The 13,352-nt window shown below is 64.1% G+C and carries 16 protein-coding genes and 5 pseudogenes; 13 read left to right on the forward strand and 8 right to left on the reverse strand.

Annotation, left to right across the window (positions count from 1 at the left end; translation table 11 throughout):
* Positions 1-15: 15 nt before the first annotated feature.
* The gene (locus AC23D4_RS22705) at positions 16-654 is read left to right on the forward strand and encodes an IncP plasmid survival protein KfrC family protein (RefSeq protein WP_011798728.1); all 639 of its coding nucleotides are present in this window, start codon (positions 16-18) and stop codon (positions 652-654) included.
* A gap of 195 nt (positions 655-849) precedes the next feature.
* Here the strand turns inward: AC23D4_RS22705 and AC23D4_RS22710 are convergent, their stop codons facing one another.
* Genes AC23D4_RS22710 through AC23D4_RS22720 form a run of 3 tightly spaced genes read right to left on the reverse strand, consistent with a single transcriptional unit; the run spans position 850 to position 2,434 of the window.
* Positions 850-1,290, reverse strand: a complete 441-nt coding sequence (locus AC23D4_RS22710) for a conjugal transfer protein TraM (RefSeq protein ID WP_011304099.1) — start codon at positions 1,288-1,290, stop codon at positions 850-852.
* Entirely contained in the window at positions 1,290-2,015 is a 726-nt protein-coding gene (locus AC23D4_RS22715) for a nucleotide-binding protein (RefSeq protein ID WP_011304098.1), read from the reverse strand. The genes AC23D4_RS22710 and AC23D4_RS22715 overlap by 1 nt, the downstream gene beginning before the upstream one ends.
* Positions 2,015-2,434 carry a TraK family protein gene (locus AC23D4_RS22720; RefSeq protein ID WP_011798729.1) on the reverse strand — a complete coding sequence of 140 codons (420 nt, stop codon included), beginning with the start codon at positions 2,432-2,434 and terminating at the stop codon, positions 2,015-2,017. The genes AC23D4_RS22715 and AC23D4_RS22720 overlap by 1 nt, the downstream gene beginning before the upstream one ends.
* Positions 2,435-2,796: 362 nt before the next feature.
* Between AC23D4_RS22720 and AC23D4_RS22725 the strand changes: the two genes are divergently transcribed.
* The 7 genes and pseudogenes from AC23D4_RS22725 to AC23D4_RS22755 all read left to right on the forward strand — a co-directional run.
* A complete protein-coding gene (locus AC23D4_RS22725; RefSeq protein WP_011798730.1) occupies positions 2,797-3,018 on the forward strand; it encodes a hypothetical protein in 222 nt (73 codons plus the stop codon).
* Positions 3,019-3,022: 4 nt separating this feature from the next.
* The gene (gene traJ, locus AC23D4_RS22730) at positions 3,023-3,394 is read left to right on the forward strand and encodes a conjugal transfer transcriptional regulator TraJ (RefSeq protein ID WP_011013290.1); all 372 of its coding nucleotides are present in this window, start codon (positions 3,023-3,025) and stop codon (positions 3,392-3,394) included.
* A 34-nt stretch (positions 3,395-3,428) separates the two neighbouring features.
* Positions 3,429-3,767, forward strand: a pseudogene (locus AC23D4_RS22735) (relaxase/mobilization nuclease domain-containing protein); the annotation flags it as partial.
* Positions 3,767-5,008, forward strand: a pseudogene (locus AC23D4_RS22740) (type IV secretory system conjugative DNA transfer family protein); the annotation flags it as partial. The pseudogenes AC23D4_RS22735 and AC23D4_RS22740, both read left to right, overlap by 1 nt.
* Entirely contained in the window at positions 5,005-5,541 is a 537-nt protein-coding gene (traF, locus tag AC23D4_RS22745; protein WP_011304092.1) for a conjugative transfer signal peptidase TraF, read from the forward strand. The pseudogene AC23D4_RS22740 and the gene traF, both read left to right, overlap by 4 nt.
* Positions 5,542-5,555: 14 nt before the next feature.
* Positions 5,556-6,317 (forward strand): annotated as a pseudogene (locus AC23D4_RS22750) (DNA topoisomerase); the annotation flags it as partial.
* Between the two features lie 190 nt (positions 6,318-6,507).
* Positions 6,508-7,446: pseudogene (locus AC23D4_RS22755) on the forward strand (ArdC-like ssDNA-binding domain-containing protein); the annotation flags it as partial.
* Positions 7,447-8,058: 612 nt separating this feature from the next.
* On the opposite strand, the gene AC23D4_RS22760 reads toward AC23D4_RS22755, so the two are convergent.
* Together AC23D4_RS22760 and AC23D4_RS22765 are read right to left on the reverse strand one after the other, a co-directional pair.
* Complete coding sequence (locus AC23D4_RS22760; protein ID WP_001173919.1) at positions 8,059-8,634, reverse strand: recombinase family protein; 576 nt, start codon at positions 8,632-8,634, stop codon at positions 8,059-8,061.
* A gap of 126 nt (positions 8,635-8,760) precedes the next feature.
* The gene (locus AC23D4_RS22765; RefSeq protein WP_011798688.1) at positions 8,761-9,066 is read right to left on the reverse strand and encodes a type II toxin-antitoxin system YafQ family toxin; all 306 of its coding nucleotides are present in this window, start codon (positions 9,064-9,066) and stop codon (positions 8,761-8,763) included.
* A 300-nt stretch (positions 9,067-9,366) separates the two neighbouring features.
* Between AC23D4_RS22765 and AC23D4_RS22770 the strand changes: the two genes are divergently transcribed.
* From AC23D4_RS22770 to AC23D4_RS22785, 4 genes are read left to right on the forward strand one after another with little or no spacing between them, the layout of a single operon-like run.
* A complete protein-coding gene (locus AC23D4_RS22770) occupies positions 9,367-10,323 on the forward strand; it encodes a DNA cytosine methyltransferase (protein ID WP_011798690.1) in 957 nt (318 codons plus the stop codon).
* Positions 10,323-11,186: an NgoMIV family type II restriction endonuclease gene (locus AC23D4_RS22775; protein WP_011798691.1), complete on the forward strand. Its 864-nt coding sequence runs from the start codon at positions 10,323-10,325 to the stop codon at positions 11,184-11,186. Before AC23D4_RS22770 ends, AC23D4_RS22775 begins: the two co-directional genes overlap by 1 nt.
* Entirely contained in the window at positions 11,183-11,356 is a 174-nt protein-coding gene (locus AC23D4_RS22780) for a hypothetical protein (RefSeq protein ID WP_172734609.1), read from the forward strand. The genes AC23D4_RS22775 and AC23D4_RS22780 overlap by 4 nt, the downstream gene beginning before the upstream one ends.
* On the forward strand, positions 11,353-11,559 hold the full coding sequence (locus tag AC23D4_RS22785) for a hypothetical protein (RefSeq protein ID WP_011798692.1): 207 nt from the start codon (positions 11,353-11,355) through the stop codon (positions 11,557-11,559). Before AC23D4_RS22780 ends, AC23D4_RS22785 begins: the two co-directional genes overlap by 4 nt.
* Positions 11,560-11,622: 63 nt before the next feature.
* Here the strand turns inward: AC23D4_RS22785 and AC23D4_RS22790 are convergent, their stop codons facing one another.
* Positions 11,623-11,856: a hypothetical protein gene (locus tag AC23D4_RS22790; RefSeq protein WP_011798693.1), complete on the reverse strand. Its 234-nt coding sequence runs from the start codon at positions 11,854-11,856 to the stop codon at positions 11,623-11,625.
* 14 nt (positions 11,857-11,870) lie between these two features.
* On the opposite strand from AC23D4_RS22790, the pseudogene AC23D4_RS22795 reads away from it, so the two are divergent.
* A pseudogene (locus AC23D4_RS22795) lies at positions 11,871-12,089 on the forward strand (helix-turn-helix domain-containing protein); the annotation flags it as partial.
* On the opposite strand, the gene AC23D4_RS22800 reads toward AC23D4_RS22795, so the two are convergent.
* Positions 12,025-12,555, reverse strand: coding sequence for a hypothetical protein (locus AC23D4_RS22800; RefSeq protein ID WP_011798694.1), 531 nt, complete (start codon positions 12,553-12,555; stop codon positions 12,025-12,027). The pseudogene AC23D4_RS22795 and the gene AC23D4_RS22800 sit on opposite strands and share 65 nt — an antisense overlap.
* A gap of 78 nt (positions 12,556-12,633) precedes the next feature.
* Positions 12,634-13,308 carry a DNA adenine methylase gene (locus AC23D4_RS22805; protein ID WP_011798695.1) on the reverse strand — a complete coding sequence of 225 codons (675 nt, stop codon included), beginning with the start codon at positions 13,306-13,308 and terminating at the stop codon, positions 12,634-12,636.
* Positions 13,309-13,352: the final 44 nt, after the last annotated feature.

Genomic DNA, 13,352 nt, shown 5'->3' on the forward strand with positions numbered 1-13,352 from the left:
AAGGAGGGCCACGCCTTGAGACGACTCACACCCACCGCCGGCCGGGCAGACGCCCGCCGCATTCAGCCGGCATCCGCCGGCTTCACGACCAGCACGACCAGCAGAACCGACGCCACCGGCGACGGCCTGCTGGCTGCTGCCGAGGCCACCGAGGCCGAGCAGCAGGCGGCCTTAGAGGCCGCGCCGCTCGACCAGACCTACCAGGAAGCCCTTGCCCTGTACGTTCAGGCCAAGCACGACCAGGTGGAGCGCATCGAGGATCGCCTTGAAAACCTGATCGACCGGCAGCAAGCGCGCTTGCAGCAGACCCAGGCCAACCAGCCGGGCCTACTGTCCCGGCCGGGCGCGAAACGCGCCTGGCAGAACCAGCAGATGCAGCAGCAGGCGCGCTTGCAGTCCCTGCACGTTCGCCTGGAGGCCGTCCGCGAGATCAAGGAAGGGATGGGCCTGCACTCGCCGAAAGTCGAAGAGCTGGCGACCCGGAAGATGCGCGCCGAGAACCCCGAGCTGGCATCCGATTGGGATGCCATGCGCGAGGCGGCACGCCGGCACCAGGCGCTGCAACGCCGCGAGGAACAGGAGCGCAAGCAGGCGCAGGCCCTGGAGCAGCGACCAGGCCGGTCGCAGAGCTTGGGCCTCACCCGGCCCGTCTAAAGCGAAAGCCCGGCAACTGCCGGGCTTCTTTCTCGAGCCTCGCCGTTTCCGACGATGCAGGCCCGCCGACGGCGGGCATCCTGCAGCATCGTCATTCCCGACGATGCAAGGGGCTGGCCAGCCTCGCCAGTTCCGGCGATGCCGCCGGCGCGGTCGACCATCGCCATTTCTGACGATGAGATCCCGCATCGCCATTTACAGCGATGCCCACAGCGCCAAGGCCGCCGCGAAAACGGCCATGCCGGCGGCGACGATGTTCATGTACGCGACCCGCCGCGCCTCGCGCACCGGGGCCGCGAACTGGACGGCTGCCGCTTCCAACTCGCGGCGCACGGCCTCGGCCGCCGCCTTGCCGCCGTCCTGCATCCCCTTCGCCATTGCCTCTTTGGAGGCCGTCAGGGCCGCGTTGAGCGTCCTTTCGGCCTTCCCCTTGGCGTCATCTCCCCAGCGGTGTGCGATGGCTTCCAGCTCTTCCTTGAAGCGATCCAGGATTTCTTGCTGCGCGGCCTGGCTGTCCTGCATCAAGCGGGTGTTGATCGTCTGGAGAATCAAGATCGGGTCATCGCGGCCCACGGCGATGCCGTGCTTGACCGCGATTTCCCGTATCAGCTCTTCGATCTTGTCGTCGCTCGCCATCAGAGCACCGCCGCGTTGTCGAGCTGCTGGAAGAGCTGCGACTTCACGATCTTGAGCCGCTGCCGCGTCATGATCGTGAGCGCCGAATCGGCCAGGGCCTCATCGAACGTCCGGCGATCCTGGAGCATTTCCGAGAAGTCGCGGCCGTAGGTTTCTTCCTTGAGCGCCGGAATCTGGATGATGGCCGACACGCGCGCCTTGTTGTCGGTGTACGCCTTCATCTTCTCGAAGCCCTTGCCTTCGTGCTCGATAGGCCCCCAGTACGGGTTCAGCCAGACCACGAACACGCATTCGGCCGGGAACTGCCTGGCGAGCGTGCTAAAGCCGTTCAGGGTGTCGAGGAAGGCTTGCCCGCCGGTGACGACCGTATGCACCACAAGTTCGTGCCCCATGTCCTGGAGCAGCGCCGGCACCTGGTTCCCGATCAAGTAGCTGGACAGCGGCACAAACGAGCTGGCCCCGTTGTCGATGATGACGTCGCCCTTGGTCGAGGCGATTTGCTCCACCAGGGCATCGAAGTTCCGGGTGTTGATCTCGTCGCCGTCCATGATGTTCAGACGCTGCACGTTCAGGGCCTTGTACCCCTCGAAGGTGCTGTTGACCGGATCGGTGTCGATGCAAAGCGGCGTCTGCCCTTTGCTCGCCTTGTACTGCGCAATGGTGGCCGCGATCATCGACTTGCCGACGCCGCCCTTGCCCTGCAAGACCATGTGAATTTTCGCCATTACAGTAAATCCTCTTTATTCGGTTTCGGGTTGAAGTTGAAGCCGGCGATCCCTGCCGGCTCGGGTTTCTTCGGCTCGGGTGCCTTCGGCTTCTTCGCCTTCGACCCCCCTTCCTGTTGCGCCGGCTTTCCCCCCTTGGCCTGGTCGGCCGCCGTGGGGGGCACCGGCGCGGGTGCTGCTGGGGCCGCCTTGATGAACCGCTGGACGTGCTTGCGGAACGTCTCGTAGCTGCACTTCACCCGGCCGGTTTCGCGCATGTGCTCGTAGATCGTCGTCACCGCATAGCCCGAGTCCATCGCGGCCTTCACATCCCCACGCACCGCCAGGAACGCGACTGCGGCCGCGTCCTGTCGGCGCTTCTTGGCCGCTCGTTTCTCGATCCACGCGGCCAGCTCGTCGGGGTAGCTGCTTTCTGCCATCGCCTCGCTTCCGTGGTTTGTAAATAGCCGTCATTTTCATGTATCGACCCGTGGAAAGTCTATGTAAAGCGCGTGGATAGCAGCCTGACACCGCTGCATCTAGCGCGCTTTCCAGGCATTGTACGCCTTCATTCGATATATCCGCCATCTTTTCGCGCTGAATGCAGACAGATGCGAAGGTTTCGGTATAGACTTTCCTTGGTGTTATCAACGCCGTAAGGCGGGCAGGATAGGCGAAGTTAGCTAACCGGCGAGCCGGTTATCTATCTTCGCTGTCCCTTATTCGCGCCTGCGGCACTCAACGGGCATCCTGCTCTGCGAGGCGGCCGGCTACCGCCGGCAAGAAACGAGAGACGAACGACATGGGCTACATCAATCCGCTGCTGGAGCTTCCAGCAGGCCGCGAACTCCAGGCGCTGCCGGTGGCCGACCGGCAGCGCCTCGCCCGCGTGCTGCGCGAGCTGCGCACGCAGGCCAACGACGAAGCCGAGAAGGCATGGGCACGCCGCAAGGGGCCGATGGCCGCCTACTGGCGAGCCGTGGCGACCTACGCGCGGCACACGGCGCACGCGCTCAAGGGGTGACGACATGGAAGCCGACGAACAGCCGACAGCGAAGCGGCGGCAGCACCTGCGGGTGCCGGTGTTCCCCGAAGAGAAGGAACTGATCGAGGCGAACGCCAAGAGGGCCGGGGTCAGCGTGGCGCGCTACCTGCGCGACGTGGGCCAGGGCTACCAGATCAAGGGCGTCATGGATTACGAATACGTGCGCGAGCTGGTGCGCGTGAATGGCGACCTTGGCCGGCTGGGCGGCTTGCTCAAGCTATGGCTGACCGACGACCCGCGCACGGCTCGCTTCGGCGACGCGACGATCCTTGCCCTGCTGGGCCGGATTGAAGCCACCCAGGACGAAATGAGCCGCCTCATGAAGTCCGTGGTGCAGCCGAGGGCCGAGCCTTGAGCGTTTTAGCGGCTAAAACGCCGGAGGCCGGCCGATGATCGTCAAGCACGTACCCATGCGCTCGCTGGGCAAGTCCGACTTCGCCGGCCTGGTGAACTACGTCACCGACGCGCAGAGCAAGGATCACCGGCTGGGCCAGGTGCAGATCACGAACTGCGATGCCATGTCGGTACAGGACGCCATCACGGAGGTTCTGGCGACCCAGCACACGAACACGCGGGCCAAGGGCGACAAGACCTATCACCTGATCGTCAGCTTCCGGGCTGGCGAGCAGCCCAGCGCCGACACCTTGCGGGCGATAGAGGAACGAATCTGCGCTGGGCTTGGCTTCGCCGAGCATCAGCGCGTCAGTGCCGTTCATAACGACACGGACAGAAGCACGCCAAGAACAAGGTGCTGCGCTTCGAGCCGGCCAGCAGCTCGGGCGGCGTGTGCTGGAACCCGCTGGATGAAATCCGCGTCGGCACCGAGGCCGAAGTCGGCGACGTGCAGAACCTAGCAACTCTGATAGTTGACCCGGACGGCAAGGGCCTGGATTCGCACTGGCAAAAGACCGCCTTCGCGCTCCTGGTCGGCGTCATCCTGCACGCGCTCTACAAGGCCAGGAACGAGGGCGGCACGGCCACGCTGCCATCGGTCGATGCCATGCTGGCCGACCCGAACCGGGACATTGGCGAGCTATGGATGGAAATGACCACCTACGGGCACGTGGACGGTCAGAACCACCACGCCATCGGATCGGCGGCCCGCGACATGATGGATCGGCCCGAAGAGGAAGCGGGATCGGTGCTGTCCACGGCCAAATCCTATCTGGCCCTGTACCGCGATCCCGTGGTGGCGCGCAACGTGAGCCGGTCGGACTTCCGCATCAAAGACCTGATGCACTCCGACGACCCGGTGAGCCTGTACATCGTCACCCAGCCCAACGACAAGGCCCGCCTGCGGCCGCTGGTGCGCGTCATGGTGAACATGATCGTGCGCCTGCTGGCCGACAAGATGGACTTCGAGAACGGCCGGCCGGTGGCCCACTACAAGCACCGCCTGCTGATGATGCTGGACGAGTTCCCGAGCCTCGGGAAGCTGGAGATCATGCAAGAGTCGCTGGCCTTCGTCGCCGGCTACGGCATCAAGTGCTACCTGATTTGCCAGGACATTAACCAGCTCCGCAGCCGCGAGACGGGCTACGGCCACGACGAAAGCATCACGTCGAACTGCCACGTGCAGAACGCCTACCCGCCCAACCGCGTCGAGACAGCCGAACACCTGTCCCGACTGACCGGGCAGACCACCGTGGTGAAGGAGCAGATCACGACCAGCGGCCGCCGCACGGCGGCCATGCTGGGCCAGGTGTCGCGCACCTACCAGGAAGTGCAGCGCCCCTTGCTGACGCCCGATGAGTGCCTGCGGATGCCGGGGCCAAAGAAGAACGACAAGGGCGAGATCGAGGAAGCCGGCGACATGGTGATCTACGTCGCCGGCTACCCGGCCATCTACGGCAAGCAGCCGCTGTACTTCAAAGACCCGGTGTTTCAGGCGCGGGCCGCGATCCCCGCGCCGAAGGCCACCGACCGGCTGCGTCAGGTTGTCGAGGCAGGGGAGGGCATCACGATATGAGCCGCATCCTGAAACGCATCACGACCGGCGTTGCCATCGCCGGCGTGGCCGCCCTGGTGCTGGCCGCTGGCGGCTATGCCGCCGGTGCCCGCATCAACACCACCAAGAGCATTCCGGTCGGCCTGTACTGGACGAGCAGCGCGCCGGTGGAGAAGGGCGCTTACGTGCTTTGGTGCCCGCCGAAGGTCGGCGTGTTCGATGACGCCAAGGAAAGGGGCTACATCGGGGCCGGGTTCTGCCCTGGCGACTACGGCTACATGATGAAGCGCGTTTTAGCCGCTAAAGACGATGCCGTATCGGTGGCCGATGACGGCGTGCGTGTGAATGGCGAGCTGCTGGCCCACAGCAAGCCGATCCAGGCCGACAAGTCCGGGCGGCCCCTGCCGCGCTTCCAGGCCAGCACCTACACGCTGGGCAGCGCCGAGCTGCTGCTTATGTCGGACGTGAGCGACACGTCTTTCGACGGGCGCTACTTCGGCCCCATCAACCGTTCTCAAGTTCAGACCGTGATCCGTCCGGTCATCACCTGGTAGGGGAGGAAACCACCATGCGACTGTTCATCGCGGAAAAACCATCTGTCGCCAAGGCCATCGCCGGCGAGCTGGGCGTCACCGGCAAGGGCGACGGCTACATCGAATGCGGCGGCGACAAAGTGACCTGGTGCTTCGGGCACATGCTGGAGCAGGCCGACCCGGACGAGTACACGCCCGACGACGTGCCGACCGGGAAATCGGGCAAGAAGCTATGGCGCGTCGATGATCTGCCCATCATCCCGCAGACCTGGATTCTTCACCCGAAGGACGATGCCAAGAAGCAGCTCGCCGTGATCGGCAAGCTGCTGAAAGAGGCCAAGGAGATCGTCAACGCCGGCGACCCCGACCGTGAAGGCCAGTTGCTGGTCGATGAGGTGCTGGAGCACTTCAAGAGCAGCAAGCCGACGCGCCGCTTTTGGGTGTCCGCCCAGGATTCGGTTTCCGTCAAGCGCGGCCTGGCCGCCTTGAAGGACAACACCACGTACAAGGGCTGGGCCGACGCCGCACGCGGCCGGCAGCGGGCCGACTGGCTGATCGGCATGAACCTAAGCCGCGCCTACACCTTGCGGGCGCAGCGCGGCGGTTCCAGGGCCTTGCTGACCGTGGGCCGGGTGCAGACCCCGACGCTGGCCCTGGTCGTGAATCGTGACCGTGAAATCGAGGCTTTCAAGCCGGTGCCGTATCACACGATCCGCGCAGCGATTCAGCACGAAGGCGGCACGTTTATGGCCGCCTGGAAGGCGAAGGAAGATCAAGCCGGCCTGGACAGCGAAGGCCACCCTGGCGTTCACCCGAGACTATCCGGGCGCGTTGGAGCTGATCTACCACTTCCGCGAGAGCACCGGCGAGCTGTACGGCCACCGCGCAGCGGAAGTTCCGGCAGACCTCAAGGGCGGCTATCTGTCGAAGGAGCAAATCCACAACGGCCGTTCGTACCGTGGCCGCGTGGACGTGCCCCTTGGGAACATGGACGACGCCGCCGACCTGCTGGTGACATTGCGGCATGAAGTGCTGGGCCACTACGGGGCCAACACCTTCGCGCCGGCCGAGAAGCGCGCCCTGCTGGACGGCATCATCGCCGCCCGCGAACAGCCCGGCATGAAAGACCGCTGGGAGGACATCAACCGCCGCTATGCCGGCACGTCGATGGACGTGCGGGCCGAAGAGGTATGGGCGCTGCATTGCGAAACCCTCGCGCCCGGCCAGCACGTGGGCCAGGCCCACGTGCGCGAGCGCGGCGAGCAGTCATTCATGGAAACCTGCATCGCCCGCGTGAGGCCCATGCAATCCGCCGACCTGCACAACATCGTGTGCATGGTCGCCGATGGCCTTCACGACCGTTCCAGGACGCAGCAGACCTTTCCGCAGATCAACGAACTATTCCGAAGGGATGAAACTATGGAACCGAAGAAGCCATTTCATGAAGTCGTTGCCGAAAAACTGATCGAGCAGCTCAAGGCCGGCACCGCACCGTGGCAACGACCGTGGGAGCCTGGCGAGCCGAACGCCTACTTGCCGATGAACCCGACCACCGGCAAGCGGTACAAGGGCATCAACGCCATTCACTTGATGGCCCAGGGCCGCAGTGATGGCCGTTGGATGACCTACAAGCAGGCCGCCGCCGTGGGCGCGCAGGTACGCAAGGGCGAGAAGGGCACGCCCGTTCAATACTGGAAATTCAGCGAGGAACAGAACAAGGTCGATGAGAGCGGCCGGCCCGTTCTCAACGCGAAGGGCGAGCCGGTCAAGGAAACCGTGCAGCTCGAACGCCCGCGCGTGTTCTTCGCCACGGTGTTCAACGCCGAGCAGATCGACGGCCTGCCGCCGATCCAGAAGAAGGAACAGACCTGGAGCGCCGTCGAGCGCGCCGAGCACATCCTGAAAGCGTCCGGCGCGTCGATCACGCAGGAGATCGAGCGCGGCCACAACCCCGGCCGCGCCAAGGCCGAGGAAGCCGCGAAGGCCGTAGGCGGCAAGGCCATCTTCCCGATCTTCGCGCCGGGCGAGCAGCAGGCGAACCCCAAGGGCTTCACCGACTTCAACGACCTGGCGAACAAGAGCGAGCTGGGCCGCGATGGCCTCAAGCGCCAGGTCGGCGCGGCCGTGGGCCAGGTGCTGATCGAGGAAGGCCGCCGGCAACAGCAGGAGCAGCGCCAGGAGCGTGCGGAGAAGCAACAGCAGCAGCCGGAACGCCCTCGCCGCGCTGCACGCATCGGCTAAAGTCCGGGAAGGCTGCAACCACACAGCGCGGTTTCCTCCCTCCCTGACCGCCGGCAGTCATCGCCGCCTCGCACCCCGAGGCGGCTTTTTTTTGCTCGAGCATCGCCGCATCCGACGATGCCACCAGGCCCGCGCACGTCGAGCTGCAGCATCGCCATTTCCGGCGATGGCGGCCGCCCTGCCCGCCTGGAGCTCGCATCGCCATTTCTGACGATGAGATCCACAGCGGCCATTTAGACCCGGCAAAAACGACCCGGCCAAGATAATGTCGTTTTCAGAAGGCGACTGCACGAAATATCAGGAGTCGGCTGCACTGCCAGAACTGGCCGCCTGCAAGGCAGCGTAGAGAGCGGTTTTTCCTACCTTGAGGCGTGCGGCGGCCTCGCGGACATTCAAGCCGTTGGCGACAAGCTCCCGCGCTCGTTGCAACTTGTCGGCAGTGACAACCGGCTTGCGTCCGCCTTTGCGCCCGCGTGCGGCGGCAGCGGTCAACCCGGCCTTGGTGCGCTCGCGGATCAGGTCGCGCTCGAACTGGCCCAGCGCACCGAACACATGGAAGATGAGCCGTCCGCCCGGCGTGGTGGTGTCGATGTTTTCAGTCAACGAGCGGAAGCCGACGCCCCGTGCTTCCAGCTTGCCGACCGTCTCAATCAGGTGCGGCAGGGAGCGGCCAAGCCGATCCAGCCGCCAGACGACCAGCACATCGCCATCGCGCAGATAAGCCAGCGCATCGGCCAAGCCGGGCCGGTCTGCCTTGGCCCCGGATGCCGTGTCCTCGAAAACCCGTTCGCAGCCTGCATTGCGCAGCGCATCCGTCTGCAAGGCGGTGTCCTGTTCCGCCGTCGATACCCGCGCATAGCCGATGAGTGCCATTTCCGCCCATTTGTCCGTTATACCGTCCGCCTATCTTATTGTCCGTCATCCCGTTGCGCAAGATGTTTTCGGACAGGTGTCCGGTTTGGCCGCCTAATGATCGTTTGGCGGACAAGGCGACTGGCATCAGCCGAACAGCTCGCTATGGGAGCCAAGCCGCGCCAGTCGCAGGGTGTCGGCGTCGGACTTGCGGTAGATCAGCAGCAGGTCGGGCTTGATGTGGCATTCGCGGTAGCCCGCCCAATCGCCGGAAAGATCGTGGTCGCGGTATCGCACATCCAGGGGCTGATCGGTCGCCAGCGCGACCAGAACCGGCTTGAGGTCATCATTCGTGCAGCGGACTCCTGATACTGTTCGTTCAATAGACGACTGCACAACAGCCTTCAAACCGCGTTGTCTGGTGCAGTCGTCTTCTGAAAATGACAAGGGCATGGCGTGTCGCAAAACTTAGGATTTATGCGACGTGATAGCGATTTTTTGGATACACAATTGTGTATCCATGCGATACTGTCGCCTTATGTCGAGCAAAGACGTTGGCCTCCGTATCCGTGTTGAAAAGGAACTCCGAGAGGCGTTCCAAGGGGCCTGTCTGGCTGAAAACCGGAAGGCGTCGGAAGTGCTGCGCGAGTTCATGCAGGCGTTCGCCGACAGGCACCAAGGCGGCTTACAACCGGATATGTTCGCGGCACCGGCAGCCAGAAAGCCACGTCAATCAACCAAGAGAAAAGCGATATGAGCCAATTCAATTCTTTGGAAATGTGCGCAGGGGCAGGGGGCCAGGCGCTCGGCCTGGAAATGGCTGGCTTCGATCATGCGGCCCTGGTCGAACTGGAACCGGCCGCTTGCGCCACGCTGCGGCTGAACCGTCCCGCCTGGAACGTCATTGAGGACGATTTGCGCCGCTTCGATGGCCGCCCCTATCAAGGCATCGACCTGGTAGCCGGTGGCGTGCCATGCCCGCCGTTCTCCAAGGCAGGAAAGCAGCTCGGTGCGAAGGATGAGCGCGACTTGTTCCCCGAAGCTATCCGCCTGGTCGATGAGTGCCGCCCGCAAGCCGTGATGCTGGAAAACGTGCGTGGCCTGCTCGATGCCGTCTTTGACGACTACCGGAACAAGGTAGAAAAGCAGCTCAAGAAATTGGGCTATGTGCCCGGCTGGCGGCTGTTCAACGCCTCGGATTACGGCGTGTCACAACTGCGCCCGCGCGTGGTGTTCGTCGGCATCCGCAAAGACCTGGCTAGCGGCTTCTCCTGGCCGGAACCGCTGCCAAACAACCCGCCGACCGTGGGCGAGCTGCTGCACGATCTCATGGCCGCGAATGGCTGGCGCGGCGCTGACCGCTGGCGAGAACAAGCAAATGCCATTGCACCTACGCTGGTTGGCGGCTCCAAAAAACATGGCGGGCCTGACCTTGGGCCGACCCGCGCAAAACGTGCCTGGGCCGCGCTAGGCGTCGATGGCATGGGCCTGTGGGACGATGCACCGCCCCGCGACTTTGTGGGTATGCCGCGCCTGACGCCGCGCATGACGGCCCGCATTCAAGGCTTCCCCGATGATTGGCAATTCTCCGGCCGCAAGACAGCCGCCTATCGCCAGATCGGCAACGCCTTCCCGCCACCAGTGGCCGCCGCCGTGGCCCGGCAAATCTTCGCCGCTCTGTCCGTCCAGCGCATCTACAAGGTGGCGTGATGAGTGCAGAGGCCGATTTCCTCGAAGCCCGCAAGGCGTTCCATGCTTCGCTGCTGCAAACAACGCTGACCATCAACAGCGCGGGAGTGGTGAGCAACGCCGACAGCAGCAACACCACAAGCAAGGCGATTGCCAAGGGCATTGCCGATCTGCTCAAGGCCGAAACCATTGGCGAGCGCATCGCGGGCCAGACTTCGGGCAACCAGTTTGAAGGCACCTGCGCGGCCTTCGTGCGTGAAACCTTCCTAAAGCTCGGCCACCTTCGCCCCGGAACCTGGGATGTGCATCAAGTCTCCGGGCGCAACCGCCTGGAAATTGCCCGTTATGAGCAATACGCGCATCTGGTCGCGCTCGACCGGGCCGCCAAGGCCGATGCCGAACTGGCGGCCGCCCTGGGCAGCGACTACACCATCACGCCGGATATTGTGGTGGTGCGCGACACCGAGGACGACAGCGCCATCAATGCGCCCGCGTTCTTGGTCGATGACAACGTGACCACGCTTGCCAGCCTGCGCAAGAAAAACGGCGGCCTGCCGCTGCTGCACGCCAGCATTTCATGCAAATGGACGATTCGCAGCGACCGGGCGCAGAACGCCCGTTCCGAAGCGTTGAACCTGGTGCGCAACCGCAAGGGCCGCCTGCCTCATGTGGTGGTCGTCACGGCCGAACCGACACCAAGCCGCCTTGCTTCTATCGCCCTGGGAACCGGGGACATTGATTGCGTTTATCACTTTGCCCTGTATGAGCTGCAAGCCACGGTAGAAGCCTTGGGCATGACAGACGCGGCCGACATGCTGGCCGTGATGGTCGATGGCAAGCGCCTGAAAGACATTTCCGATTTGCCGCTGGATTTGGCCGTATGAACCAGGTCGCCACCATCAGCGCCGCCGTTCCTGCTGACGTGAAAGCCGAAGCTGCCGCCGTCGCGGCAGCGCACGGCATGAGCCTGGCCGCCCTGGTGCGCGAGCTGGTGGCCCGCGTGGCCGCCCGCGAAGCTGAAACGCTGGCCTGGCTCGATGAGGCCCGCCGATGAGCCGCGCGCGCTACACGCTCGATGAGCTGCTGGCCGAATCCGACTATTCGCAGCCGCTACCGCCCGAAGAACGGGAATGGGTCGATGCGCCAGCCGTTGGCCGCGAGTGGCCAGCCTGCGAAACCTTGGAAGGCGAGGAGCTGGCCAGCATCGCCATTTCCGGCGATGGCGGCCGCCGCGGTGGATCTCATCGCCATTCCTGACGATGCAGGCCCGGACGTGAAAAGGGCGGCCAACTGGCCGCCCTTTTCATTACTGGTTGTGCCTTACCTGGTGGCGTTGAAGTCGGCCATCTTCAACTGCGCAAGGGCCGATTCCGCCTGTAGCTTGCCCAGCGCGGCCGCCTCGCGGGCGCGGGCTACTGCAAGCGACACCGCCAGCAGCTCGCGGCGTTCGGCCGTCACGGGTTCGCGTAGCTCGGCCTCGATGCTGTCCATCGTGTTCTGCGTCCGGCTTGCCGTGGCCTGGTAGGCGTCATAGGCGGCCTGCACCGGGGCCATGATCGAAAAGCGGGCGGCGGCGGCAGGGAGTCGAGCTGGCGAAGAGCGCCGGCCGCTTCACCGGCCGCAAGCCGAACACGAAGGTGCATGATCGGATCGTGGCCCTGCGCACGGCAGGCCACAGCATCCCGGAGACGGCCAGGCTGGCCGGATGCAGCGAAAGCCAGGTCAAGCGGGTGTGGGCGATGAGCCAGGAGCAGTCTCATACAAGTGCGAAAACGGTTCCTCGCTGATGCCTAGAGCCGCGCGTTTTCGGCGCACCATCCATTCCGGGATTCCAAAGCGGTCGGCAAGATAGTGGTCGAACCGCTTTCCAAGCTCTGCCAGTAGCTCAGGCGGCCATTGCATGTTCTCAAACGCGCGATCTTCTTTTTCCTGTTTTCTGGCGCTAACCTGATCCGCGAACGATGGGATGCCAAGCTCTTTTCTACGGGCCTTGACGGCCTGCGGGTCGATGTTTCCGAGCGCGGCTGCTGTTTCGGTATCGGGCATGCTTCCCAGCATGGCGTCTTGCTCTGCTGTCCAGGTTGCCGGAGCTATCGCATAGGTAGGTTTACAGGCTGCGATGCCGTGTCGCTCACGATGCTTTTTAACTTGAGCAATGGGAACGCCCCACAACGCGGCTAATTCACGATCCGGTTTTGTGCCGAGCTGGGCGCGACGCTCTTCCCAAAATTGAGGGGGTGCGATGAAGGTCATAGTCAATCTCCTGTTTCGTCCATTTTGTAGATCGACCGAGCGGCGATCTACCGAATAATTGGCCGTTTTGGTTGACACCTACTCGGCAGCTTCCAGCTCGCGCAGGCATTCCATGATGGCGGCCCGCTCCAGCGGGTCGAGCTTGGCGAGCTTCGCTTGCCAGCGGGCTTTCTTCCGCTTGATGCGCTCGCGCTCGCGGAAGTTGCTGCCCAGGTAGCGCAGATCGTGCAGGGCGTCCGGCTCCGGGTAGTTCATCCAGAGCCGTTCAATGGCGATGCCGCCGCGCGTCATCGCGTTGAACTCGATGGTGCGCCAGGTCGCCAGGGGCGAGCTGTCGTAGATCGGAGAGTCGTAGCCCGACACCATCACAGCACAGGGCAGGCCGGCCAACACGTCGAGCAGCCGCACGTGGTCGGCGTCGTCGTACTCGTGCCGGTACAGCTTGCCGCCGCGCCGGCTGTCCATCACATAGGGCGGATCGACATAGACGAACTCGCGGCCGGTGAAGGCGTGGCCTTCCAGCCAGGCCACCGAGTCGCCGCAATGCAGCTCCAGGCCGGGCATTTCGCGCTGCTGCCACGCCTGGATCACCTCGCGGTCAATGTCGATCCCGATGCTACGCGCAGCCGGGCGCTTGCGCTCCAGGATGTTCCCGCCGCCCAGGTGCGTTTCGATGTACGTGTCGTGAGGCGGGATGTTGTTGATGATCGTCTGGTAGACGCCGGCACCGCCCTTGCCGCCGGGGTATCTCATGGCCTTCTTCCTGGAGTAAATCGGGGACTTGGCCAGCATCGTCA

This window comes from Hydrogenophaga sp. L76 (assembly GCF_057654755.1).

What these genes read in the sequence shown, in the direction of transcription:
- AC23D4_RS22710 (WP_011304099.1), bottom strand. Translation starts at nt 1,290, where the DNA reads ATGGCGAGCGACGACAAGATCGAAGAGCTGATACGGGAAATCGCGGTC.
- AC23D4_RS22715 (WP_011304098.1), bottom strand. Translation starts at nt 2,015, where the DNA reads ATGGCGAAAATTCACATGGTCTTGCAGGGCAAGGGCGGCGTCGGCAAG.
- AC23D4_RS22720 (WP_011798729.1), bottom strand. Translation starts at nt 2,434, where the DNA reads ATGGCAGAAAGCAGCTACCCCGACGAGCTGGCCGCGTGGATCGAGAAA.
- AC23D4_RS22725 (WP_011798730.1), top strand. Translation starts at nt 2,797, where the DNA reads ATGGGCTACATCAATCCGCTGCTGGAGCTTCCAGCAGGCCGCGAACTC.
- traJ (WP_011013290.1), top strand. Translation starts at nt 3,023, where the DNA reads ATGGAAGCCGACGAACAGCCGACAGCGAAGCGGCGGCAGCACCTGCGG.
- traF (WP_011304092.1), top strand. Translation starts at nt 5,005, where the DNA reads ATGAGCCGCATCCTGAAACGCATCACGACCGGCGTTGCCATCGCCGGC.
- AC23D4_RS22760 (WP_001173919.1), bottom strand. Translation starts at nt 8,634, where the DNA reads ATGGCACTCATCGGCTATGCGCGGGTATCGACGGCGGAACAGGACACC.
- AC23D4_RS22765 (WP_011798688.1), bottom strand. Translation starts at nt 9,066, where the DNA reads ATGCCCTTGTCATTTTCAGAAGACGACTGCACCAGACAACGCGGTTTG.
- AC23D4_RS22770 (WP_011798690.1), top strand. Translation starts at nt 9,367, where the DNA reads ATGAGCCAATTCAATTCTTTGGAAATGTGCGCAGGGGCAGGGGGCCAG.
- AC23D4_RS22775 (WP_011798691.1), top strand. Translation starts at nt 10,323, where the DNA reads ATGAGTGCAGAGGCCGATTTCCTCGAAGCCCGCAAGGCGTTCCATGCT.
- AC23D4_RS22780 (WP_172734609.1), top strand. Translation starts at nt 11,183, where the DNA reads ATGAACCAGGTCGCCACCATCAGCGCCGCCGTTCCTGCTGACGTGAAA.
- AC23D4_RS22785 (WP_011798692.1), top strand. Translation starts at nt 11,353, where the DNA reads ATGAGCCGCGCGCGCTACACGCTCGATGAGCTGCTGGCCGAATCCGAC.
- AC23D4_RS22790 (WP_011798693.1), bottom strand. Translation starts at nt 11,856, where the DNA reads ATGGCCCCGGTGCAGGCCGCCTATGACGCCTACCAGGCCACGGCAAGC.
- AC23D4_RS22800 (WP_011798694.1), bottom strand. Translation starts at nt 12,555, where the DNA reads ATGACCTTCATCGCACCCCCTCAATTTTGGGAAGAGCGTCGCGCCCAG.
- AC23D4_RS22805 (WP_011798695.1), bottom strand. Translation starts at nt 13,308, where the DNA reads ATGAGATACCCCGGCGGCAAGGGCGGTGCCGGCGTCTACCAGACGATC.